21 protein-coding genes are annotated in these 21837 nt (G+C 71.9%); 12 read left to right on the top strand and 9 right to left on the bottom strand.

All coding sequences use genetic code 11. From position 1 onward, the window contains the following. Positions 1 to 31: 31 nt before the first annotated feature. From AC07FK_RS24625 to AC07FK_RS24615, 3 genes are read left to right on the top strand one after another with little or no spacing between them, the layout of a single operon-like run. A complete protein-coding gene (locus AC07FK_RS24625; protein WP_479107100.1) occupies positions 32 to 430 on the top strand; it encodes a hypothetical protein in 399 nt (132 codons plus the stop codon). Beyond that, the gene (locus tag AC07FK_RS24620; protein ID WP_479107099.1) at positions 431 to 2176 is read left to right on the top strand and encodes a sodium/solute symporter; all 1746 of its coding nucleotides are present in this window, start codon (positions 431 to 433) and stop codon (positions 2174 to 2176) included. It abuts the gene before it with no gap. Beyond that, positions 2173 to 3417 carry a sensor histidine kinase gene (locus AC07FK_RS24615; protein WP_479107098.1) on the top strand — a complete coding sequence of 415 codons (1245 nt, stop codon included), beginning with the start codon at positions 2173 to 2175 and terminating at the stop codon, positions 3415 to 3417. Before AC07FK_RS24620 ends, AC07FK_RS24615 begins: the two co-directional genes overlap by 4 nt. On the opposite strand, the gene AC07FK_RS24610 is transcribed toward AC07FK_RS24615, so the two are convergent. Both AC07FK_RS24610 and AC07FK_RS24605 read right to left on the bottom strand, forming a co-directional pair. Next, a complete protein-coding gene (locus AC07FK_RS24610; RefSeq protein WP_479107097.1) occupies positions 3418 to 3879 on the bottom strand; it encodes a hypothetical protein in 462 nt (153 codons plus the stop codon). Positions 3880 to 4118: 239 nt separating this feature from the next. Then, a complete protein-coding gene (locus AC07FK_RS24605; protein ID WP_479107096.1) occupies positions 4119 to 4661 on the bottom strand; it encodes a sigma-70 family RNA polymerase sigma factor in 543 nt (180 codons plus the stop codon). A 304-nt stretch (positions 4662 to 4965) separates the two neighbouring features. Between AC07FK_RS24605 and AC07FK_RS24600 the strand changes: the two genes are divergently transcribed. Further along, positions 4966 to 6114, top strand: a complete 1149-nt coding sequence (locus tag AC07FK_RS24600; protein WP_479107095.1) for a CapA family protein — start codon at positions 4966 to 4968, stop codon at positions 6112 to 6114. A gap of 94 nt (positions 6115 to 6208) precedes the next feature. Here AC07FK_RS24600 and AC07FK_RS24595 read toward each other — a convergent pair whose 3' ends face one another. Then, a complete protein-coding gene (locus tag AC07FK_RS24595; RefSeq protein ID WP_479107094.1) occupies positions 6209 to 7642 on the bottom strand; it encodes an amino acid permease in 1434 nt (477 codons plus the stop codon). Between the two features lie 111 nt (positions 7643 to 7753). Beyond that, positions 7754 to 8215 carry a universal stress protein gene (locus AC07FK_RS24590; protein ID WP_479107093.1) on the bottom strand — a complete coding sequence of 154 codons (462 nt, stop codon included), beginning with the start codon at positions 8213 to 8215 and terminating at the stop codon, positions 7754 to 7756. 107 nt (positions 8216 to 8322) lie between these two features. On the opposite strand from AC07FK_RS24590, the gene AC07FK_RS24585 reads away from it, so the two are divergent. Further along, positions 8323 to 9174, top strand: coding sequence for a polysaccharide deacetylase family protein (locus AC07FK_RS24585; RefSeq protein ID WP_479107092.1), 852 nt, complete (start codon positions 8323 to 8325; stop codon positions 9172 to 9174). A 58-nt stretch (positions 9175 to 9232) separates the two neighbouring features. On the opposite strand, the gene AC07FK_RS24580 is transcribed toward AC07FK_RS24585, so the two are convergent. Then, the gene (locus AC07FK_RS24580; protein WP_479107091.1) at positions 9233 to 9892 is read right to left on the bottom strand and encodes a class F sortase; all 660 of its coding nucleotides are present in this window, start codon (positions 9890 to 9892) and stop codon (positions 9233 to 9235) included. Between the two features lie 310 nt (positions 9893 to 10202). On the opposite strand from AC07FK_RS24580, the gene AC07FK_RS24575 reads away from it, so the two are divergent. Continuing rightward, complete coding sequence (locus AC07FK_RS24575) at positions 10203 to 10685, top strand: hypothetical protein (protein WP_479107090.1); 483 nt, start codon at positions 10203 to 10205, stop codon at positions 10683 to 10685. Between the two features lie 102 nt (positions 10686 to 10787). Here the strand turns inward: AC07FK_RS24575 and AC07FK_RS24570 are convergent, their stop codons facing one another. The 3 genes from AC07FK_RS24570 to AC07FK_RS24560 form a co-directional block, all read right to left on the bottom strand. Then, positions 10788 to 11333, bottom strand: coding sequence for a hypothetical protein (locus AC07FK_RS24570; RefSeq protein ID WP_479107089.1), 546 nt, complete (start codon positions 11331 to 11333; stop codon positions 10788 to 10790). 229 nt (positions 11334 to 11562) lie between these two features. Beyond that, positions 11563 to 12327 (bottom strand): bestrophin-like domain, encoded by a 765-nt coding sequence (locus tag AC07FK_RS24565; RefSeq protein WP_479107088.1) that lies wholly within the window; start codon positions 12325 to 12327, stop codon positions 11563 to 11565. 15 nt (positions 12328 to 12342) lie between these two features. After that, entirely contained in the window at positions 12343 to 12885 is a 543-nt protein-coding gene (locus tag AC07FK_RS24560) for a hypothetical protein (RefSeq protein ID WP_479107153.1), read from the bottom strand. A gap of 263 nt (positions 12886 to 13148) precedes the next feature. Here AC07FK_RS24560 and AC07FK_RS24555 point away from each other — a divergent pair, with 263 nt between their 5' ends. The 3 genes from AC07FK_RS24555 (at position 13149) to AC07FK_RS24545 (ending at position 17385) form a co-directional block, all read left to right on the top strand. Beyond that, complete coding sequence (locus AC07FK_RS24555) at positions 13149 to 14141, top strand: SCO0930 family lipoprotein (RefSeq protein ID WP_479107087.1); 993 nt, start codon at positions 13149 to 13151, stop codon at positions 14139 to 14141. A 224-nt stretch (positions 14142 to 14365) separates the two neighbouring features. Then, positions 14366 to 15178, top strand: coding sequence for an SAM-dependent methyltransferase (locus AC07FK_RS24550; protein ID WP_479107086.1), 813 nt, complete (start codon positions 14366 to 14368; stop codon positions 15176 to 15178). After that, entirely contained in the window at positions 15175 to 17385 is a 2211-nt protein-coding gene (locus AC07FK_RS24545) for a putative bifunctional diguanylate cyclase/phosphodiesterase (protein ID WP_479107085.1), read from the top strand. The genes AC07FK_RS24550 and AC07FK_RS24545 overlap by 4 nt, the downstream gene beginning before the upstream one ends. Here AC07FK_RS24545 and AC07FK_RS24540 read toward each other — a convergent pair. Beyond that, entirely contained in the window at positions 17355 to 18272 is a 918-nt protein-coding gene (locus AC07FK_RS24540) for a LysR family transcriptional regulator (protein WP_479107084.1), read from the bottom strand. The two genes, AC07FK_RS24545 and AC07FK_RS24540, sit on opposite strands and share 31 nt — an antisense overlap. Positions 18273 to 18364: 92 nt before the next feature. On the opposite strand from AC07FK_RS24540, the gene AC07FK_RS24535 reads away from it, so the two are divergent. From AC07FK_RS24535 to AC07FK_RS24525, 3 genes are read left to right on the top strand one after another with little or no spacing between them, the layout of a single operon-like run. Continuing rightward, entirely contained in the window at positions 18365 to 19069 is a 705-nt protein-coding gene (locus tag AC07FK_RS24535; protein ID WP_479107083.1) for a succinate dehydrogenase, read from the top strand. Between the two features lies 1 nt (position 19070). Beyond that, positions 19071 to 21047, top strand: coding sequence for a fumarate reductase/succinate dehydrogenase flavoprotein subunit (locus AC07FK_RS24530; protein WP_479107082.1), 1977 nt, complete (start codon positions 19071 to 19073; stop codon positions 21045 to 21047). Beyond that, a complete protein-coding gene (locus tag AC07FK_RS24525) occupies positions 21044 to 21793 on the top strand; it encodes a succinate dehydrogenase/fumarate reductase iron-sulfur subunit (RefSeq protein WP_479107081.1) in 750 nt (249 codons plus the stop codon). The genes AC07FK_RS24530 and AC07FK_RS24525 overlap by 4 nt, the downstream gene beginning before the upstream one ends. Positions 21794 to 21837 lie beyond the last annotated feature (44 nt).

Genomic DNA, 21837 nt, shown 5'->3' with positions numbered 1-21837 from the left:
GGAGTAATCGCCGCTGCGTAGACTCGCGCCGATGTCCGCAGATCAGCCCCGCCAGGAGCGGCCACCACGCCGCGAGACCGTCACCGGTGTGCCCCGCAGCGCCCGCCGGCCGCCGGGGCACGCCCCGGCGCGGTCCGAGATCACCGAACAGACCTCGCTGGGCGCGACGTACGTACGGTCCCTGATGCGCAGCCAGCTGCGGACCGCGCTGATCTCACTGGGCGCCCTCGTCCTGCTCGTCGGCTCGCTGCCGCTGCTGTTCTCGCTCCCGGAGGTCTTCACCGCGTCCGACCTGCCGTCGCCCGCCCCCTTCGTCTGGGCCGCGCTGGGCGTGGCGGTCTATCCCGTCATGTGGCTGATCGCCCGCTGGTACGTGCGGCGCGCGGAGCGCAACGAACGCGCCTTCAGCAAGCTCGTCGAAGGGCGCTGAGTGAACCAGGCGTACGCGGTGGCCGCCGTCACCGCCGTCGTGCTCACCACCGTCCTCATCGGCGCGCTCGGCCTGCGCATATCCCGGACCACCTCCGACTTCTACGTCGCGTCCCGCAGCGTCAAGCCGGGCCTGAACGCCGCCGCCATCAGCGGCGAGTACCTGTCCGCCGCCTCCTTCCTCGGCGTCGCCGGACTCGTCCTCCTCCAGGGCCCCGAGATGCTCTGGTACCCGGTCGGCTACACCGCCGGATACCTCGTGCTCCTCGTCCTCGTGGCGGCCCCGCTGCGCCGCTCGGGCGCGTACACCCTCTCCGACTTCGCCGAGGCCCGGCTGGAGTCGCCCCAGGTCCGCAGGCTCGCCAGCCTCTTCGTCGTGGGCATCGGGTGGCTCTACCTGCTGCCCCAGCTCCAGGGCGCGGGCCTGACGCTGGAGATCCTCACCGGCGCTCCCGACTGGGTGGGCGGCCTCGTGGTGGCGCTCGTCGTGACCGGGGCGGTGGCGGCGGGCGGGATGCGCAGCATCACCTTCGTGCAGGCGTTCCAGTATTGGCTCAAGCTCACCGCGCTGCTCGTGCCCGCGTTCTTCCTCGTCCTCGCATGGCTGGGCGACGACGCGCCGCGCGCCCGGTTCGCGGAGCCCGCCACCTTCCGGCAGCACACGGTCGTGACGGTCGACGACACCGTGCGCGTCGACCTCGACCGGCCGCTGCGCGTCACCGTCACGGGCACCGTCGACGACCGCCGCCACGACGGCGGGCCGGTCTCCCTCGACGCGGGCGTCCACCGCATCGGCGCCGGTACGGAGCTGGGCTTCCCCGCGCACTCCCGGGTTCCGGAGAAGGCGGGCACCGACCGGACGGGCGCGTCGAGCTGGTCCCAGCCGCTGGCCAGCAGCCGCGAGGAGCACCCGCTGTACGCGACGTACGGCCTGATCCTCGCCACCTTCCTCGGCACCATGGGGCTGCCGCACGTCGCCGTCCGCTTCTACACGAGCCCCAACGGCACCGCCGCCCGCCGCACGACCCTCGTCGTACTCGGCCTGATCGGCGCGTTCTACCTGCTGCCACCGGTGTACGGCGCGCTCGGCCGCGTCTACGCCCCCGAACTGTCCCTCACCGGCGAGGCCGACGCCGCCGTCCTCGTCCTGCCGGACCGGATGATCGGCGGCGTCGGCGGCGACCTGCTGGGGGCGCTGCTCGCGGGCGGGGCGTTCGCGGCGTTCCTGTCCACCGCATCGGGGCTGACCATGTCGGTCGCGGGCGTCCTCAGCCAGGACGTCCTCCCGTCCCGGGGCGTACGCCAATTCCGGCTCGCCACCGTCCTCGCCATGGCGGTGCCGCTCGGTCTCGGCATCGTGACGGTCAACGTGCCGGTCGCCGACGCCGTGGGCCTCGCCTTCGCCGTGTCCGCGTCCTCCTTCTGCCCGCTGCTCGTGCTGGGCATCTGGTGGCGCGGGCTCACCCCGCCGGGCGCCGTGGCGGGGCTGGTGGTCGGCGGCGGGGCCGCGCTGACCGCCGTCATGGCGACCCGGGCGGGGCTCCCCGCGGGCGGCTGGGCGCATTCGCTGCTGGCCTGGCCCGCCGTCTGGTCGGTGCCGCTCGGATTCCTGACCATGGTGCTGGTGTCCCTCGCGACCCCGGACCGCATACCCGCCGGGACGGCCGCGACCCTGGCCCGGCTCCACCTGCCGGAGGACCTGATGGCGAAGGACGGCGCGGGCACGGCCGGGGGAGCGCGGCGATGACCGGCATCGAGATCGCGGCGGTGGCCGCCGCGGGCGTCGTCCTCCTCGCCGTGGGCGCCGTGCTCGGCCGCGTCACCGCCCGCCACGGACGCGGCGAGGACCTCGACCTCGGCACACCCGTCGAGCGCGCCACCTTCCACACCCTGCACACGGCCTCGCTCGCCGCGCCTCCGCTGCGCGCGGGCCTGACCGGGGACACCGCCCGCAAGGCGGCCCGCCGGCTGCGTTCCCTGCTCGGCACCGAGGCGCTGTGCCTGACCGACCGCGAGAGCGTGCTCGCGTGGGACGGGCCGGGCGGCGATCACCACCGCGAGGCGGTGATGCGCCGCGTGCGCGAGATGCTCGACTCCGGGCGGAGCCAGAGCGTACGCACCGACTGCGACGACCTCCAGTGCCCGCTGCGGTGGGCCGTGATCGCCCCGCTGACCGGTGAGGAGGGCGTGCTGGGCGCGCTCGTCGCCTACGGGTCACGGGAGTCGGCGGTCCTGGTCCGGGCCGCGACCGAGGTGGCCCGCTGGGTGTCCGTCCAACTGGAGCTCGCCGAGCTGGACCGCTCGCGCACCCGCGTCGTCGAGGCGGAGATCCGCGCCCTGCGCGCCCAGATATCGCCGCACTTCGTCTTCAACTCGCTGGCCGCGATCGCCTCGTTCGTACGCACCGATCCCGAGCGCGCCCGTGAACTGCTCCTGGAATTCGCGGACTTCACCCGCTACTCCTTCCGCCGGCACGGCGATTTCACCAACCTCGCCGACGAACTGCGCTCCATCGAGCAGTACCTGGCGCTGGCCGGCGCGCGCTTCGGCGACCGGCTGAAGGTGACCCTCCAGGTCGCGCCCGAGGTGCTGCCCGTCGCGCTGCCGTTCCTGTGTCTCCAGCCGCTCGTGGAGAACGCCGTGAAGCACGGACTCGAGGACTCCACCGACGAGTTCAAGGTGACCATCGCGGCCCGGGACGCGGGCGCGGAGGCCACGGTGGTCATCGAGGACAACGGCGTCGGCATGGACCCCGAGCGGCTGCGGCGGATCCTCGCGGGCGAGCACACCGCTTCGTCCGGCATCGGCCTGTCCAACGTCGACGACCGGCTGCGCCGGGTGTACGGCGACGACTACGGCCTCGTGATCGAAACCGGCGTGGGCGCGGGCATGAAGATCACGCTGCGCTTCCCCAAGTACCGCGCGGGGGTGCACCCGTCGGCTCCCGCCGGGCAGGGCCGGCGTTCCGCACCGCGGGCGGGGCAGTGATCAGAAGAGGTGGATGGCCAGATGGCCGAGCGGCAGTCCCAGCTGCCAGGCCGGCATCCACACCTGGTCGCTCTCGTCCACGCCGAGATCCGCCGCCTGGTGCCAGGGGACCGCGCCGCCGAGGTCGGCGGCCAGCAGCTCCGTGCCGCTGAGCCAGCGCCACGACGCCAGGGCCAGTTCGAGGTCGGGACCGGCGGTACCGCCGCGCCGGGCCTCGGCGGTGCGCGCGGCGAGCCTCTCCTGTACCCAGATCTCCCAGGGGTGGCCGTACGTGGTGAGCGACAGCCACTCGTCGAGGCCGGAGACGACCCGGATGCCGGACAGCTCGTCGGAGCAGTCGGACAGATAGACGGTCAGCGCCAGGGTCTCGCGGCCAGCCCGGTACTCGATCGTGCCGGGCGGGATCAGATGGCCCGTACGGAGCAGCTCGTCGGCGATGTACTCGGCGTACAGCCAAGCCATCGGTACCGCGAGCCTGTCTCCGCTGGTGCCATTCGTACTCTCGGGCAGCACAGCACTCCACCTTCTCCCGGGCTGATCTGTTCCGTGTTCCTGCGGGGGCACCGCCGAGCCTTCACTCTCAGACACGTACGGCGTGCGGTCTTTACTCAACTTGACGCCGCCGTTTCGAAATCGGCCTGCTCTGCACGGGTACGGAAGGTGACGATCGGACCTGCGGGGCGCGTGGTGCGCAAGTTGCCTCAGGCGGCGTCGCGGCCGTACCCGGGAAGTACCTTCCGCAGCGCGCGCAGAGCATAGTACGTACGGGACTTGACCGTGCCCGCCGGTATCCCGAGCGCTTCCGACGCCTCGGCCACGGAACGGCCGCGGAAGTAGACCTGGGTCAGCACTTCGCGGTGCTCGCCCGGCAGCGCGCGCACGGCCCGGCGGACGTCGAGCACGACCACGGAGCGTTCCACGTGGTCGTCGGGGAGCGCCGACTGCTCCAGCACGTCGTCACCGACCTCGTGCGGCCGGGAACGGCGGGCCCGCCGGGCGTCGATCGCGAGCCTGCGCCCCACCGTGAAGAGCCAGGGGCGCAGCGAGTCGTGGTCGCTCGCCAGCGCCTCGGGGTGCTGCCAGGCCCGGACCAGGGTCTCCTGGAGGAGGTCCTCCGCCCGCTGCCTGTCCCCGTAGGTGAGGCTCAGGAGGAAGCAGAAGAGGGCCTTGCCGTGCTCGCGCTGGAGCTCGGCGATGTCTCGTTCGTCGGTGTGCTGCGTGAGGGAGGAAGCGGAGGAAGTCACCGTTGACGCCCCTTCGGGAGACCGGGTGGCCGATGGCCTGACGGCGGCGAAGATAACCGCCGTCCGACCGGTGCGCGGGGGTGCGGGACGCGGCGGCCGAACGGGCGGCAGCGGCCGTGCGGTGAGCGGTCGAACGGTGCGACGAATGGCACGACGAACGGTCGGGCCGCAGGTCCGCTCCGGTGACCGGGACGGCCGTGGCCCTCGACTTGCGGAAGTCCCCCATATCGGTTTGTTTCGCCATAAGTAATACAAGACGAAAGTCGGTCTGATGGTGAAGCGAAAATTGCGGGGGGCTACGGTCATGGCCGCGCTGCTGATCGGCGGCGTCGCCGCGTGCTCCGGACCGCCGGCGAAGTCCTGGCCGCCGGGCTCCGACCGCTCGGCCCCTCTGGCGGCGGGCGCGGGCCGGGCCCAGCAGCGGGGCTTCACCCTGGTCGCGTCGGGCGATGTGCTGCCACACGCGTCGATCATCCGGCAGGCCGCGGCGGACGCGGGCGGCGAGGGATACGACTTCGCGCCGATGCTGGCGGGGGTCAAGCCGGTGGTCTCGGCGGCCGACCTGGCGATCTGCCACATGGAGACCGTGTACGGGGCGGACGGCGGCCCGTACACCGGATACCCCGACTTCAAGTCGCCTCCCGAGGTGGCCAAGGGGCTGAGCGTCACGGGGTACGACTCCTGCTCCACCGCCTCGAACCACAGCCTCGACGCGGGAGCCGAGGGCATCGACAGGACGCTCGACACGCTCGACAAGGCCGGCGTCCGGCACGTCGGATCGGCCCGGACGGAGGCCGAGTCGCGGGAACCGGCGTGGCTGAAGGGAGGCAGTGCGAAGGTCGCCCAGCTGGCGTACACGTACGGCACGAACGGCTATCCGATGCCCGAGGGCCGTCCGTGGGCGGTGAACATGATGCACGAGGACAGGATCGTCGCCGACGCACGGGCGGCGAGGAAGGCGGGCGCCGACGTGGTCGTCGTCTCGCTGCACTGGGGTACGGAGTGGCAGGACGCGCCGGACGAGCAGCAGGTGCGGCTGGGCAGGGCGCTCACCGCGTCGAAGACGGACGGCCGGCCGGACATCGACCTCATCATCGGCACGCACGCGCACGTCCCGCAGGCGTACGAGAAGGTCAACGGCACCTGGGTCGTCTACGGCATGGGCGACCAGATCGCCGGTGCGATGGTCAACCACTCGGGCGCGTTCGACCCGCGCGGCAACCAGGGCACGATCGGCCGCTTCACCTTCGCGCCGCCGGAGCGGGAGGGGCAGCGGTGGGAGGTGAGCAGGGCGGAGTTCATCCCGCAGTGGTTCGACACGGACGCCGGGCGCGTGCGGAACCTGAACGCGGCGATCGAGGAGGGCGAGGACCACACGGCGGTGCGCGACAGGATCCGCGAGGTGGTGCTGAGCCGGGACGCGGGGAAGGACGGCCTGCGGATGGGCCGGTAGGCCCCTCGGCGGCCCGGTCCGCGCCGGGACCGGCCGCCGCAGCCGCCGCGCGGGCGGGGCACCGCGCGGCGGCTCTCGGCGTCCGCCCCGCGGCCTACTCCTTGCCGCCCGCGCCGGCCCCCGGCTGCTTCGCAAGCGCCGACTTCCGGTACGAGTACCCGAAGTAGATCACCAGCCCGAGCGCGAACCACACGGCGAACCGGAGCCAGGTCTCCGAGGCCAGATAGGTGATCAGCCAGATCGAGGCCACCACCCCGATCGCCGGCACCAGCGGCATGCCCGGCGTACGGAAGCTGCGCGGCAGCTCCGGGCGCCGGTAGCGCAGCACGATCACCGCGGTGCACACCACGGCGAACGCCAGCAGGATCCCGATGTTGGTCAGTTCCGCCGCCTCGCCGATCGGCAGGAACCCGGCGATCAGGGCCGACGCGAGGCCCACGATCCACGTCACCCGCACCGGCACGTGCCGCGTCGGGTGCGTCTTGGCGAACCAGCGGGGCAGCAGCCCGTCGCGGCTCATGGAGAACCACACCCGGGTCACGCCCAGCATGAACGTGAACATGACAGTAAGGATGCCGATGATGGCTCCCACCGCGATCACGTCCGCGAGGGCGCCGAGCCCCACCGACTGGAACGCCGTCGAGAAGCCGCTCTCCGGGTCGATCTCCGTGTAGTTCTGCATGCCCGTGAGCACCAGGGTGGCCAGCACGTACAGCGCCATCGAGATGGCGAGCGAGTACATGATCGCCTTCGGCATGTGGCGCTGCGCGTCCTTCGACTCCTCGGCCGCCGTCGACATGGCGTCGTACCCGAAGACCGCGAAGAAGACCGTCGCCGCACCGGTGAAGGCACCGCCGACCCCAAAGGGGAAGAAGGGGGTGTAGTTGCTGGTGTTGATGTGGAAGAAGCCGACCGCGATCACGAGGAGGACGACCAGGACCTTCAGCACCACCACGACCGTTTCGAAGCGCGCCGCGTTCTTGATGCCCAGCGTCAGCAGGTACGCGATGAACAGGCACAGCACGGCCGCGATCAGATCGACCCGGTGGCCGCTGCCGGTGCCGGGAGCGCCCAGCATCCAGGTGGGCAGCTCGGCGCCCAGGTCCTCCAGCAGGAAGTTGAAGTAGCCGGAGATGCCGATCGCGACCACCGCCACGATGGCCGTGTACTCCAGCAGCAGGTCCCAGCCGATGAACCAGCCCGCGAGCTCGCCGAGGACCACATAGCCGTAGGTGTACGCCGAACCGGCCTTCGGGATCATGCCCGCGAACTCGGCGTACGAGAAGGCCGCCGCCGCGCTCGCGACGCCGGCGATCAGGAAGGAGATCAGGACGGCGGGGCCCGCCGTGCCGTTGGCGACCGTGCCGGCGAGAGTGAAGATGCCCGCGCCGATGATGCCGCCGACGCCGATCGCCGTGAGCTGCCACAGTCCGAGCGTTCTGGTCAGCCGCTCACTGGTGTCCCCCTCCTCGACCTGCTCGATCGGCTTGCGGCGCAGGATGCCCTGTCCCGCCCGGAGTCCGCGCATGAGTCATACCTCCGCACACGGCTGACGGCTGATGGCGGCTCATGATGGCCCAGCGGTGGGCGCGGGAAAAGGCGGCGTAGGCCAAGTGGCGTCCTGTGCCGTCGGGGGCGGTCACGGCACGACGGTGACCGGCCAGCGCCCCGCCTTCACCAGCCGCAGCGCCACGGAGCCGATGAACCGGTGGCCCGCCGACTCCGACGCCCCGACGACCACGGCGTCGGCCTTGAGCTCGTCGGCCGCGGTCACCAGGCCGTTGTACGGATCACCGCGGAAGGTGTGGAACTCCCACCGCACTTCGAACGTGCCCTTCGCCCGCTCCGCCGCCGTGCGGACCTCCGCCATCAGGTCGGCGGCGATCTCCTCGGTCGTCGTCGCGACCGGCACCCCCAGCGAGGCCCCGGCCGGCATCAGCGGCTGTACGTACACCAGGGCCAGCAGCGCGTTCTGCCGCCGCGCCAGGCCCGCCGCGTAGGCCACGGCCCGCATCGAGGAATCGCTGCCGTCCAGGCCCGCGACGATCACCTTGGGGCCGTCGGTGCCGCGTTCGAACCGGTGGCGCTGCTGCTCGGTCACAACAGCGAGGCTATCGGGCGCGCAGCGGCTCGTCCCATCGGGTACTTCGGCCCCCGCCGCCGGTGTGGGTCGGGCCCGGCGGTCTTCGGCCGTGCGAGCTATTAGTCATGAAAAACGATCAGATGCCACCGCGGCGGCGGGCGATGCTGCGCCTGGCCGCCTGCCTCGGAGCCGCCACCGCCGTCCGCCTCCTCGGCCCGGATCCGGCCCAGACCCCGGTACGCCACCCCCCGGGGCGGCCGCTCCCGGCCGCCGGGCCGCAGGCCGGTGCGCCGGTCAGGGTCTCGGCGTACCGGCTGCGGCCCATGACGGCGTACGTCCCGCCCCGCACGGCGCCGGCCCGGCTGCCGGTGCGCCGCAAGCCCTTCCTCCGCATGGCGGGGACGGGCCGCAGCATGGTGCTGACCTTCGACGACGGGCCCGACCCGCGCTACACCCCGGCCATCCTGCGGACGCTGCGGCGCTACGACGTGCGCGCGATGTTCTTCGTCTGCGGGGAGATGGCGGCGGAAAACCGGGACCTGCTGCGCGAGATGGCCGAGGACGGCCATGTCGTGGGCAATCACTCCTGGTCGCACCCGCTGGTCACGCGGCTGTCACCGGCGGGCGTCCGCGCCGAGCTCGGGCGCACCAGCGACATCGTCGAACGGACCGTCGGTCACGCGCCCGCCTGGTACCGCGCACCCTACGGGGCCTGGAACCGCCGCTCGTTCGAGATCGGCGCGGAGCTGGGCATGGAGCCGCTCGGCTGGACCCTCGACACGCTCGACTGGCGCGAGCCGGGCACCGGGTTCATCGTCCGCCGGGTGCGCTCCGGCGCGGGCCCCGGGGTGGTGGTGCTCTCGCACGACGCGGGGGGCGACCGCCGGCAGAGCGTGGCGGCGCTGCGGACGTACCTGCCGGAACTGCTCGACCGGGGCTACCGGCTCACGGTGCCGGGCACCCCCACGCGGGGGTGAGCGCCTGGCCCGCTCGCTGTGGCTGCCGCACCCCGGACGCCCGCCGGCCGCCGCCCGCTCAGCGGGTGGCGACCAGGCGGGCGAAGACGACGACGTTGCCGGCGTAGCCGCTCGTCTTCGAGTAGCCGCCGCCGCAGGTGATGACGCGCAGCTCGGGCCTGCCGGTGTCCCCGTACACCCGGGGGCCGGGGAAGTCCTCCTTGGAGAACACCTCGACGCCGTAGACCTCGAAGACGCCCGCACGGCCGTCGTAGCGCTCCACCACGATCCGGTGGCCCTTCTTGAGCGAACCCAGGTTGTAGAACACGGCCGGTCCCACCGCGTTGTCGACATGGCCGACGATCACCGAGGTGCCGCTCTGGCCGGGGGAGATGCCGTTCTGGTACCAGCCGGCGAGGTTGGGGTCCTGCGGCGACGGCGCGTCGATCCAGCCCTCGTCGTCGAGCCCCACGTCCACGATGGGCGCGTTCACGCGGATGTCGGGCAGGCGGATGCGGGAGGCGGGGGCGTACGGCAGCGGCCGCACGGAGCTGTGCGAGGTGCGGGCGCCGGTGACCTCGGAGGGGCTGTCGAGGGCGGCGGCCGATGCGGGCTGCGGGGGGCCGATGGACACGTCGGCGCCGTTGCGCATCAGCGCGAGGCCAGTGAGCATGACGAGCGCCAGGACCCCCCAGGGCGAGCGTTTTCTCGGCTCGGAGCCGTTGTACTCCTGGCCCATTGTTCTCCCTTCGACGCGTCTGTACGGACGCTACGTGCGCGGGGTGGGGGCTGCGAGACGTGAGGGGCGAACGGGTGGCGCGGTGTCCGCGCGGTGACCCATCCGGGTAACTCGTCGTACAAGATATCTGACGGTCTGTGACCTGCGGCTCCGTCAGATCCGGGCGCGCCGCACCGGCGTGTCGCCTCACCGGGGTGGACCAGCCCGACATGCGGTAATCGGAGCGCCCGGTGAGTGTTCGTCATGGGAGGCGTTCTCGTCGATCTTCCCGGAGCACCGCTCCGGGGCGCCGTCCCGTGGAGGTTCTACGATGCGTGTCTCACGCGCCTGTCTGGTGACCGCGACCGCCCTTGCGGCGGTCGGACTCGTCGCCCCCACCGCCAGCGCCACCAACGGCCCTCGCAACGTCAACGTCAACCCGTTCTCGGTCCACCAGGGCGGCGTGCTGACGGTCAGCGCCTCGGGGTGCGGCCACGGCGGCACCGTGACGTCCAACGCCTTCCAGCGGCCCGCCCACCTTCCGGCGAGCGACACCACGTCGTTCGCCACCGCCAAGATCCGGCACAACGCCACCCCCGGCCACTACAACCTGGCCGTCAAGTGCAACGACAACGCAATGGTGGCGACCCACCAGTTCACCGTTCTGGCGGGCCGGGGCGCGCGCGGCGGCATCGGCGGCTCGCTCGGCCCTTCCGACACGGAGATGAAGGTCGGCGCCGGGCTCGTCGCCGCGTCGGCGGTCGGCGGCGGCCTCTTCATCGCACGCAGGCGCCGGCTGAACCGCGGCGTCTGAGCGCCCGGCCGTCCGTGGCGCGTACACGTGTGAACGCCCGTCGCCCCGCGTCCTTACGAGGACGCGGGGCAACGGGCGTGCGGGGCTTCGGGCCGCCTTCCGTCAGTGCTGGCGGCCGCTGCGGCGGCGCAGTACGAACACGACGCCTCCGGTCGCCGCGACGACCAGCGCCGCACCGGCGGCGATCTCCCCGGCGTTCATGCCGCCCTGACTGCCGCCCACGCCGCCCCTGGCGGGGCCGAGCGGAGAGGGAGTCGCCGTGGCCGTGGCCGTGGTGGTCGTGGTCACGGTCGGGCTGGGCCTGGGCGCGCCGGCGATGGTGAGCTGCGACGTTCCTTGACGGCCGTCGTCATGGCAGGTGTACGTGATGGTGTACATGGCTCCGCGTTTGGCGTCCCAGTCGACCCTGGCCGTCGCGGTGCCTCCCTTGGGGACCGTGACGGTGTCGAACACGGCCGAGGACGCTTCCGCGTCGCTTTCGCACCCCGATACGAACAGCGTGACCTGTCCGCCGGCGGCGATGGTGGACGGCGTGGCGGTGCCGACCACCGCGGGACCTCTGGTGTCGACCGCCGAGGCGGCCGGGGCGGTGAGTGAGAGAGCGGCGAGGCCGAGCGCGGCGGCCGATGTCACACGTATCGCGCGCATGGACAATCCTCCGGGTCCTCGAGGAGCAGCGGCGGAATTTTTATCCACACATGGCAGGAAATGCGCCTCGATATCCCGAACGCTAGGAGCGGTGGCGGCGGCGCGCGATCACAGTCGCGCAAATGGGGTATCGGCGTACGCCACCCGGTGCACCGCCCGGAGCCGTCGGCCCCGGCGGTGCACGGCCCGTTGGGTGCCGCGCGCCGCCGCCACCGTCCTCGCCGCCCGGCTACGGGGACGCCTCCGGGAACAGGTCCAGGAAGGGCCCGGCCGTGGCGGACAGACCGCGGCCGAAGGGGGCGTCGAAGTCCCAGATGAGGAAGAGCAGGAAGGCGATCAGGGCGCTGTAGAGGCCGGCCAGCAGCAGTTCCCGTCCGGTGCGGCGGATCTGGAGCGTGAAGATCAGGCCCACCGCCACCAGGGCCCCCACGATGAGACCGAACCAGACGACGCCGGGCATGGTGGCCTCCGCGCCCGCGCCGCGCGCGCCCCGGGCGTCGTCGGCGGTGGCCACCTGGTCGACGAGGGGCTGGTACGCCTGGCCCTCGTGGTCGGTCCTCGGTTTGTAGTCGGTGACGTCGCGGCGCACCTGTTCCAGGAGTTCGGTGCCGCGCTCGGTGAGGCTGCCGTGCTCGGCCATGTGCTGCCACTCGGTGTTGACGACGTACGTGACGTACGCGTCGACGTCGTCGCGGATACGGGCCCGGACGTCGGCGGGGTAGACCTCCGAGCGAGCCCTGACCTCGTGCAGGGCCTGGGCCTCCTGGCGTACGGACTCCTGGGCGGCGCTGCGGCCCTCCCAGACGCCCGCGATGGCCAGACCGAGGACGATCGCGTAGACCACGCCGATCATCATCGTCATGTACTCGATGACGTCCGGGGTCTCGGAGGGATCGTCGTCGTCGCCGACGCGGCGGTGGTTGATGACCGTGATGGTGAGGACGACCGCGCAGGCGGACGCCATCGCGATGCTCAGAACGAGCCATTCCGACATGGGATTCTCCGTCGGCTATCGGGAGCGGGGGCGCAGGACGGCGGCGGCGAAAACCGCGGGGGCCGTGACGAGCAGGGTGAGGGAGACCAGTGACGGGCCGTTCTGCGGCTCCTGACGGGTGGCTTTGCGGTACACGGGGATGGCGACCGGCTTGGCGGACGGCGGCTTCGGCTTCGGCTTGGCCGACGGTGAGGGCGTGGGCGTGGGCTTGGGCCGGGGAGGCGGCGCGGGCGCGGGCGGCGGCGCCGGAGCGGGCGGCGGTGGCGGAGGGGGCGGCGCGGGCGCCTCGGGCTCCGGGGGCGCCGGGGGCGGTGGAGGCGGTGGCGGCGGGGGAGGCGGCGGAGGTGGCGGCGGCGAGGGAGGCGGCGGCGGGGGTGGCGGTGGCACCGGCTTGGGAGGCGGCGGCGGTTTCGGTGTCGGGCCCGCCGTGCAGTCCGTGCTGCCGCCCACGGCGACCGCCGAGCCCGACGACGCCTCGCCGCCGCGCGAGACGGAGGCGTACGAACAGCTGTCGGCCGCGGCCGGTGCGGGGCTCAGCAGCAGCCAGAACAGGGTCACGGCGGCCAACAGGCGTCCTGAGAGGGGTGGGTGCACGTCCGGGAGCATGGACCCGGCAGATCACCGGCACGCGGCCATTCGGCCCAATTCGCCTGATGGGCGGGATTCTGCGTGCTTTGCGTTTGAGATCGTTCGGGCCGCTGCGGCGGTCATTCCGAAATTTCTGCGAACGGGTTGAACGCCCGGGCACCCGCCGCCCGTACCTAGGGCCATGAGCGACGCACTGGAGCGCCGCACCACACCCTCGGTACACAGGAGTCCACATGAAGACCTGGCGGAACGTCTCGCTCGCGGTGACGGCGGCGGCTGTGATGGCGCTGACGACGGCGTGCGGTCAGGACACGGTGACGGAGTCCCCCAATGGCCAGGCCGTGGGCAACGCCAACCCCGCGGCGCAGCCGGCCGACGGCGGCTACGGCTCGGACAAGAGCGGCTACGGCGACGCCGGCGGCGAGGCCGCCGCGTCCAAGTCCGCGGGACAACTCGCCGTCTGGGACAGCAAGAAGCTGGGCAAGGTGCTCACCGACAGCGAGGGTTTCACGCTCTACCGGTTCGACAAGGACACCGTCAGTCCGCCGAAGTCGAATTGCGAGGGCGACTGCGCGAAGGCATGGCCGGTCGTGCCGGCGAGCGACGCCACGGCCGCACCCGGGACCGACGCCTCGCTGCTCGGCGAGGTCGAGCGGGCGGACGGCACCAAGCAGCTCACGGTCGGCGGCTGGCCCATGTACCGCTTCGCCAAGGACGCCAAGCCGGGCGACGCCAAGGGGCAGGGTGTGGGCGGCACCTGGTTCGCCTCCGCCCCCGACGGCAAGAAGGCCGCAGCGGGCGGTGCGGGCGGCGGTGACGCCGAGGCCGGTGGCGACGAGGCGGGCGGGGCCGAGAAGGCCGACCTCGCGGGCATGTCCGTCCGCAAGGACCCCAAGCTCGGTGACATCGTGGTGGACTCCAAGGGCATGACGGTCTACCGGTTCGAGAAGGACTCGGCCTGGCCCATGAAGACCGCCTGCACCGGCGCCTGCCTCGAGAAGTGGCCGGTCGTCCCGCCGGTCGAGAAGAACGACACCGAGGGCATCCTCAAGAAGGGCTTCGTCGTCTTCGACCGCCCCGACGGGATCAAGCAGCAGACGATCGACTGCTGGCCCGTCTACACCTTCTCGGGAGACGCGAAGCCGGGTGACACCAACGGCCAGGGTGTCGGCGGCACTTGGTACGCGGTCTCGCCCGAGGGCAAGATGGTCGGCGCGCCCAAGTAGGTCGGCGTCCCCGCGCTGCGGCGCCCGGCCGCACCGGCCCGTTCCCGCCCCGTCCGGCGGGAGCGGGCCGGTCGTTCGTGCCGCACATGCCGGTGGCGTGTGACCGAGAACGGACCGCTAATTTCCGTTTTTGCTCGCTCTGATGCCTGCCGATCAGTAGCCTCGGCTCGAACACCGGTCTAGGTCATGACCGGCCGTACCGTGGCGATGAGTTGGAGACATTGATGGAGCGACCCGCCTGGGCACCCCAGGGCATCGACCTCACGGTGCCGAGCGTGTCCCGGATCTACGACTACTACCTGGGCGGTTCGCACAACTTCGAGGTCGACAGGGAAGCAGCCCGCAAGGCCATGGAGTTCCTGCCGGGCCTTCCCAAGATCATGCAGGCGAACCGCGCCTTCATGCGGCGCGCGGTGCGCTTCGCGCTCGACGAGGGCGTCAACCAGTTCCTCGACATCGGATCGGGCATCCCGACCTTCGGCAACGTCCACGAGGTCGCCCAGGCCGCCGACCCCGAGGCCCGGGTCGCGTACGTCGACCACGACCCGGTCGCGGTGGCGCACAGCCGGGCCGTGCTCGCGGGGAACGAGCGGGCCGGCATAGCCGCCGCCGACCTGCGCAAGCCGCAGGACATCCTGAGCAGCCAGGTCGTCGGCGAACTCCTCGACCTCGAACGGCCCGTGGCGCTGCTGCTCGTCGCCGTACTCCACTTCGTCGAGGACGCCGACGATCCGCGGGCGGCCGTCGCGGAGCTGCGCGACGCCCTCGCCCCCGGCAGCCTCCTGATCCTCACCCACGCCTCGTACGAGGGCATTCCGCTTCCCGCGCAGCAGGTGGGCGGCACGGTCGGGGTCTACAAGGACATCAAGAACCCGCTGATCATGCGCTCCCACGAGGAGGTCGCGCGGTTCTTCGAGGGATTCGAGATGGTCGAGCCGGGACTCGTCCAGATGGCCGAGTGGCGGCCCGAGACCCCGCTCGCGCAGGAGGATCCGTTCGCCTTCTCGGGCTTCGCAGGAGTGGGACGCAAGGCGTGAGCGTGCCATCACGGGCGCCGGGGCCCCGCCCCGGCCGGGCTGCGGAGCGTGCCCCGGCGCCCGGTTCCGAGGATCAGGACGACCGGGACGGCAGACTCGGGCGGTTCGCGACGATCTGGAGCCGGGCGGTCTTCCCCGTCACCGCCACCTCCCTGACGCGCCCCGAGGTGGAACGTCATCTGCTGCCGCTCGCACGGAAGTTGAGCGACGCCCTCCACCGGCGGCCCTTCGACACCGCGCCCGCGCACGAGGTCGGGGCAGCCCTGGTCGCGGCCCACTGCACCGACCCGGACGCGCTCGTCCGTACGCTCGGCGTCGTCGACTCCTACCTGGTGCTGTACTGCGCCGGGGAGAACGACTCGCCCGCGCAGACGGAGGAGCACCGGGCCCGCTGCGCCCGCCTCCAGCACGCCCTCTCGGCCGGCTTCGCGCAGGCCCTGCGCCAGCGGACCCTCGCCGAGCAGGAGGCCCTCGCACGGTCGTCGCTCCTGGCGAGCAGCGAGGCGCAGCGGGCGCTGCACGCCACCGAGACCCGCCTGCGCGCGGTCTTCGAGGGCGCGGCGATCGGCATCGGCATCGCGGACCTCGACGGCAACGTCCTGGAGGTCAACGAGGCGCTCATGCGGATGTTCGGCGGCATGGACCAGTACATGCGCGGCCGGAAGGTCAGCGAGTGGGTCCACCCGGAGGACACGCCGCACGTGTGGAAGCTCTACGGCGAGCTGGTGCGCGGCGAGCGGGAGAGCTACCGGGTCGAGAAGCCGTACTACCGCACCGACGGCACCGTCCTGTGGACCAATCTCACGGTCTCGCTGCTGCGCGACGCCGACGGCCGGCCGCAGTACCAGCTCGCCCTCATGGAGGACACGACCGAGCGCCGGCTGCTCAATCTGCGCCTGCGCTACGAGGCCACCCACGACGCCCTGACCGGACTGCCCAACCGGACGCTGTTCTTCGAGCGCCTGGAGAAGGCGCTGTCCGCGGGGGACGGCATGCGCTTCGGCCTGTGCTACCTGGACCTCGACGGGTTCAAGGCGGTCAACGACAGCCTCGGCCACTCGGCCGGCGACCGTCTGCTGGTGGAGGTCGCCGACCGTCTGCAGAGCTGCGCCACCGCGCCCGGCGAGATGGTGGCCAGGCTCGGCGGAGACGAGTTCGTGGCGCTCACCACGGGCCCCGACACCCGCCAGGAGGTGGACGATCTCGCCGCGCGGATACTGAACGCGCTGTCGTCCCCGATCCGCATCGAGGGCCGGGACCTGACCGTGCGCGGCAGCATCGGCATCGTCGAGGGACCGGCGGGCGAGCGCGGTCCCGCGGAGGTGCTGCGCAGCGCCGACATCACCATGTACCGCGCCAAGTCGGCGGGCGGCAACCGCTTCGAGACCGCCGACGCGGAGGCGGACGCTCGCGCCATCACCCGCCACGGCCTCACCAACGCCCTGCCCGCCGCGCTGGAGCGGGGCGAGTTCTTCATCGAGTACCAGCCGCTCGTGCACCTCGGCGACGGCAGCGTGCACGGCGCGGAGGCGCTGGTGCGCTGGTGCCACCCGCAGCACGGCGTCCTCGGCCCCGACCGGTTCATCCCGCTCGCCGAGCACACCGGGCTGATCGTTCCGCTGGGCCGCTGGGTGCTGGAGGAGTCCGTACGCCAGGCCAGGTTCTGGCAGAAGCGGCACTCCGACGGCGGGCCGCTGCGGATCAACGTGAACCTCTCGCCGATGCAGCTGCACCATCCGGGCCTGGTCTCGGACACCGTGGACGTGCTGGAGCGGGCGGGTCTCGAACCGGGCGCCCTGTGCCTGGAGGTCACCGAGTCGGCGCTGATCGGCGCGAACGACGACCTGCTCAAGCCGCTGCGCCAGCTCGCCGAGATGGGCGTGGACATCGCGCTGGACGACTTCGGCACCGGTTACTCCAACCTCGCCAATCTGCGCCGGCTGCCGGTGAGCGTCCTCAAGCTGGACCGGTCCTTCACCCAGTCCATGCAGCAGCACCCGGCCGACACCGTCGACGTGAAGATCGTCGAGGGGATCGTGTCCCTGGCGCACAGCCTGAAGCTGGCCGTGACGGTGGAGGGCGTCGAGACGGGCGCGCAGGCGGCCCAGCTGCGCGAGCTGGGCTGCGACACCGCCCAGGGCTGGTACTACGCCAGGCCCGGCGCGCCCGACCGCATTCACACCCTGCTGCTGGCCGACGCGGTCTGACCGGCCCGGGAGGCGAGGAGCACCTTCTGGAGCTCGCGGGCCGCGCGCGGCGGGGCCACGTCACTGCGGTGCGCGAGCGCGATCGTGCGCTGCAGGCCCGGCCGGGCCAGGGGCGTGACCCGCAGGTCACGCCCCGCCCGCGCGGCCACCATGCGCGGCACGACCGCGAGCCCGAGCCCGGCCCGTACGAAACCGAGGACGGCGTCCATCTCGCCGCCCTCGACGGTGAAGGACGGCTCGAAGCCCTCGGCGCGGCAGGCGGCGACGGTCAGCTCGCGCAGGTCGTACCCGTGCCGGAACATCACCAGCGGCTCGCCCTCCAGATCCGCGACGCGTACGGACCTGCCCCGCCCGGGGCGCGGGACCGAGGAGGCGGAGACCACGACCAGGTCCTCGTGCAGCAGCTCGACCGTGGTCAGGGCGGGGGACGGCGTGGGCAGCGGCAGCACGACCAGGGCGAGGTCGAGCGCGCCGCGGGCCAGCTCCCGTACGAGGTCGTGCGAGCCGCTCTCCTCGATGAGCAGCTGGATGCCGGGATGCAGATCGTGGAAGGTGCGCAGGACGTCCGGGAGCAGCCCGGTGCACAGGCTCGGCGTCGCGCCTAGGCGTACCCGGCCGCGCCGCAGCTGGGCGAGCTCCTGCACCTCGTGGCGGGCGGTGTCGGCGTCCGCGAGGATGCGGCGGGCGAGCGGCAGCAGGGCCTCGCCGGCGTCGGTGAGGGCGATGTTGCCCCGGGCGCGGGTGAACAGGTCGGCGCCCATCTCCTTCTCCAGGGCGCGGATCTGCTGCGAGAGGGACGGCTGCGAGACGTGCACGCGCTCCGCGGCGTGCGTGAAGTGCAGGGTCTCGGCGACGGTCACGAAGTACAGGAGCTGCTGGAACTGCATGGGGCCACGATATCCACGATAGTTATTACCTATGGACATGAGCCGGACCATGTCTTGGACCTCTGAGGCCTTCCGGCCCTACCGTCGGTGCCATGGCACTGGCAACGCGGACGGACCGACGACCGTCCCTCACCCGCTCGCTCTGGGGATCGACCGTCGGAAAGAAGACGGTGATGGCCGTCAGCGGTCTGATCATGCTGATGTACCTGGTCGCCCACATGCTCGGCAACCTCAAGATCTTCTTCGGTTCCGGCGAGTTCAACGCGTACGCGCACTGGCTGCGGACCATGGGCGAGCCGCTCCTGCACTACGAGTGGGCGCTGTGGGTGGTGCGCGTGGTGCTGCTGGCGGCCGTGGTGCTGCACGGCGTCGCGGCCTACCAGCTCAGCCGGAGGGACATCGCCGCGCGGCCGAGCAAGTACGTCCACAGGCGGCGGCGGGCGAGCTACGCCACGCGCACCATGCGCTGGGGCGGGATCATCCTCGCCCTGTTCATCGTGTGGCACCTGCTGGACCTGACGACGCTCACGGTGAACGAGAACGCGCAGCCCGGCCGCCCGTACGAGAACGTCGTCGCGACCTTCAGCACCTGGTACGGCAACGCCGTCTACCTCGTGGCGATGCTCGCCGTCGGACTGCACGTCCGGCACGGCTTCTGGAGCGCCGCGCAGACGCTGGGTGTGGGCAACGCCCGGCGCGACCGGATCCTCAAGACCCTGGCCAACGGCCTCGCGCTGGTACTGACCGCCGGATTCGTCTCCGTACCGGTCGCCGTCATGACTGGAGTGGTGGGCTGACATGAGCGAGTACACGGACTTCACGGACTACGCCGACTACACGGCTTACGCGACCGGTGCGCCGGTGGTCGACACCAAGGCGCCCTCCGGGCCCGTCGCCGAGCGCTGGGACACCCGCCGCTTCGAGGCGAAGCTCGTCAACCCGGCCAACCGCCGCAAGCACACCGTCATCGTCGTCGGCACGGGTCTGGCGGGCGGCGCGGCCGGCGCCACGCTCGCCGAACAGGGCTACCACGTGGTCCAGTTCTGCTACCAGGACTCGCCCCGCCGCGCCCACTCCATCGCCGCGCAGGGCGGCATCAACGCGGCCAAGAACTACCGCAACGACGGCGACTCCGTCCACCGCCTCTTCTACGACACCGTCAAGGGCGGCGACTTCCGCGCCCGCGAGTCCAACGTCCACCGGCTCGCGCAGATCTCCGTCGAGATCATCGACCAGTGCGTCGCGCAGGGCGTGCCGTTCGCCCGCGAGTACGGCGGCCTGCTCGACACCCGCTCCTTCGGCGGCGTACAGGTCTCGCGCACCTTCTACGCCCGGGGCCAGACGGGCCAGCAGCTGCTGCTCGGCGCCTACCAGGCGCTGTCGCGGCAGATCGCGGCCGGGAACGTCGAGATGCACGCGCGCACCGAGATGCTCGACCTGATCGTCGTCGACGGCCGGGCGCGCGGCATCGTCGCCCGCGACCTGATCACCGGCCGTGTCGACACGTACTTCGCGGACGCCGTGGTGCTCGCGAGCGGCGGCTACGGCAACGTCTTCTACCTCTCCACCAACGCCAAGAACTCCAACGCGACGGCGATCTGGAGGGCCCACCGGCGCGGCGCGTACTTCGCCAACCCCTGCTTCACCCAGATCCACCCCACCTGCATCCCGCGCTCCGGCGACCACCAGTCCAAGCTCACCCTGATGAGCGAGTCGCTGCGCAACGACGGCCGCATCTGGGTCCCCAGGGCGCAGGGCGACACACGTCCGCCCGGCGAGATCCCCGAGGACGAGCGCGACTACTACCTGGAGCGGATCTACCCGTCGTTCGGCAACCTCGTGCCGCGCGACATCGCCTCGCGCGCCGCGAAGAACGTCTGCGACGAGGGGCGCGGCGTCGGCCCCGGCGGCCAGGGCGTCTACCTGGACTTCGCCGACGCGATCCGCCGCCTCGGCCGCAAGGCCGTCGAGGAGAAGTACGGGAACCTCTTCGAGATGTACGAGCGGATCACCGCGGAGAACCCGTACGAGGTGCCCATGCGCATCTACCCGGCGATCCACTACACGATGGGCGGCTTGTGGGTCGACTACGACCTCCAGACCACCGTCCCCGGCCTCTTCGCCATCGGCGAGGCCAACTTCTCCGACCACGGCGCGAACCGACTCGGCGCGTCCGCGCTCATGCAGGGCCTGGCCGACGGCTACTTCGTCCTGCCGTCCACCATCAACGACTACCTGGCCCGCAACCCCCACCACGACGACGTCGGCGCGACGCACCCGGAGGCGGTCAGGGTGGTCTCGGAGACCACCGACCGCCTGGAGCGGCTGCTCGCCGTCGACGGCGACCGCACCCCCGACTCGTTCCACAAGGAGATCGGGGAGCTCCTCTGGGAGTACTGCGGCATGGCCCGCACCGACGAGGGCCTGCGCAAGGCGCTCGGCCGCATCCCGGAGATCCGCGAAGAGTTCTGGCGCCGGATCAAGGTGCCGGGCACCGGCCAGGAGCTCAACCAGTCGCTGGAGAAGGCCAACCGGATCGTCGACTACCTGGAGCTCGCCGAACTGCTCTGCCTCGACGCCCTGCACCGCACCGAATCCTGTGGCGGCCACTTCCGTGAGGAGAGCCAGACCGCGGGCGGCGAGGCGGAGCGCAGGGACGAGGAGTTCTCGTACGCCGCCGCCTGGGAGTTCACCGGTACGGGCCGGGCGCCCGTACTGCACAAGGAAGCCCTCGAATTCGCCTACGTCCACCCCACCCAGCGGAGTTACGCATGAGGCTCACCCTGCGCGTCTGGCGCCAGCGCAATGCCGAGGAACCCGGCGCCATGGTCACCTACGAGGTCGACGACATCTCCGAGGACATGTCGTTCCTGGAAATGCTCGACACGCTCAACGAGAAGCTCATCCTGGGCGGCGAGGAGCCGGTCGCCTTCGACCACGACTGCCGCGAGGGCATCTGCGGCGCGTGCGGCGTCGTCATCAACGGCGACGCCCACGGCCCGGAGCGCACCACCACCTGCCAGCTGCACATGCGGCACTTCGAGGACGGCGCCACCGTCGACGTCGAGCCGTGGCGGGCGGGCGCGTTCCCCGTGGTCAAGGACCTGGTGGTCGACCGGTCGTCGTTCGACCGGATCATCGGCGCGGGCGGCTACATCAGCGTCCCGACCGGCGCCGCCCCCGAGGCGCACGCCACGCCCGTCCCGAAGGCCGACGCCGACTTCGCCTTCGAGCACGCCGAGTGCATCGGCTGCGGCGCGTGCGTAGCGGCTTGCCCGAACGGCTCGGCGATGCTGTTCACCTCCGCGAAGATCAACCACCTCAACGTCCTTCCGCAGGGCGCGCCCGAGCGCGAGACCCGGGTCCTCGACATGGTCTCCGCCATGGACGAGGAGGGCTTCGGCGGCTGCACCCTGACCGGCGAGTGCGCCACGGCCTGCCCGAAGGGCATCCCGCTGCCGTCCATCGCCGCGATGAACAAGGAGTGGCTGCGGGCCACGCGGAAGGCGTCGCGCCGCTGACCGGCGATTCGGTGGTCGTGGGCATGTCACCGCCTGCCGCTGAT

This window comes from Streptomyces sp. NPDC046122 (assembly GCF_056429965.1).
Note: the sequence above shows the minus strand (reverse complement) of the source record. Positions and strands in the feature narration are given on the sequence as shown.

Bases quoted from the DNA above. Each gene is read 5' to 3' on its own strand.
- AC07FK_RS24625 (WP_479107100.1), top strand. From the start codon at position 32: ATGTCCGCAGATCAGCCCCGCCAGGAGCGGCCACCACGCCGCGAGACC.
- AC07FK_RS24615 (WP_479107098.1), top strand. From the start codon at position 2,173: ATGACCGGCATCGAGATCGCGGCGGTGGCCGCCGCGGGCGTCGTCCTC.
- AC07FK_RS24610 (WP_479107097.1), bottom strand. From the start codon at position 3,879: ATGGCTTGGCTGTACGCCGAGTACATCGCCGACGAGCTGCTCCGTACG.
- AC07FK_RS24600 (WP_479107095.1), top strand. From the start codon at position 4,966: ATGGCCGCGCTGCTGATCGGCGGCGTCGCCGCGTGCTCCGGACCGCCG.
- AC07FK_RS24595 (WP_479107094.1), bottom strand. From the start codon at position 7,642: ATGCGCGGACTCCGGGCGGGACAGGGCATCCTGCGCCGCAAGCCGATC.
- AC07FK_RS24585 (WP_479107092.1), top strand. From the start codon at position 8,323: ATGAAAAACGATCAGATGCCACCGCGGCGGCGGGCGATGCTGCGCCTG.
- AC07FK_RS24580 (WP_479107091.1), bottom strand. From the start codon at position 9,892: ATGGGCCAGGAGTACAACGGCTCCGAGCCGAGAAAACGCTCGCCCTGG.
- AC07FK_RS24575 (WP_479107090.1), top strand. From the start codon at position 10,203: ATGCGTGTCTCACGCGCCTGTCTGGTGACCGCGACCGCCCTTGCGGCG.
- AC07FK_RS24570 (WP_479107089.1), bottom strand. From the start codon at position 11,333: ATGCGCGCGATACGTGTGACATCGGCCGCCGCGCTCGGCCTCGCCGCT.
- AC07FK_RS24565 (WP_479107088.1), bottom strand. From the start codon at position 12,327: ATGTCGGAATGGCTCGTTCTGAGCATCGCGATGGCGTCCGCCTGCGCG.
- AC07FK_RS24555 (WP_479107087.1), top strand. From the start codon at position 13,149: ATGAAGACCTGGCGGAACGTCTCGCTCGCGGTGACGGCGGCGGCTGTG.
- AC07FK_RS24550 (WP_479107086.1), top strand. From the start codon at position 14,366: ATGGAGCGACCCGCCTGGGCACCCCAGGGCATCGACCTCACGGTGCCG.
- AC07FK_RS24540 (WP_479107084.1), bottom strand. From the start codon at position 18,272: ATGCAGTTCCAGCAGCTCCTGTACTTCGTGACCGTCGCCGAGACCCTG.
- AC07FK_RS24535 (WP_479107083.1), top strand. From the start codon at position 18,365: ATGGCACTGGCAACGCGGACGGACCGACGACCGTCCCTCACCCGCTCG.
- AC07FK_RS24530 (WP_479107082.1), top strand. From the start codon at position 19,071: ATGAGCGAGTACACGGACTTCACGGACTACGCCGACTACACGGCTTAC.
- AC07FK_RS24525 (WP_479107081.1), top strand. From the start codon at position 21,044: ATGAGGCTCACCCTGCGCGTCTGGCGCCAGCGCAATGCCGAGGAACCC.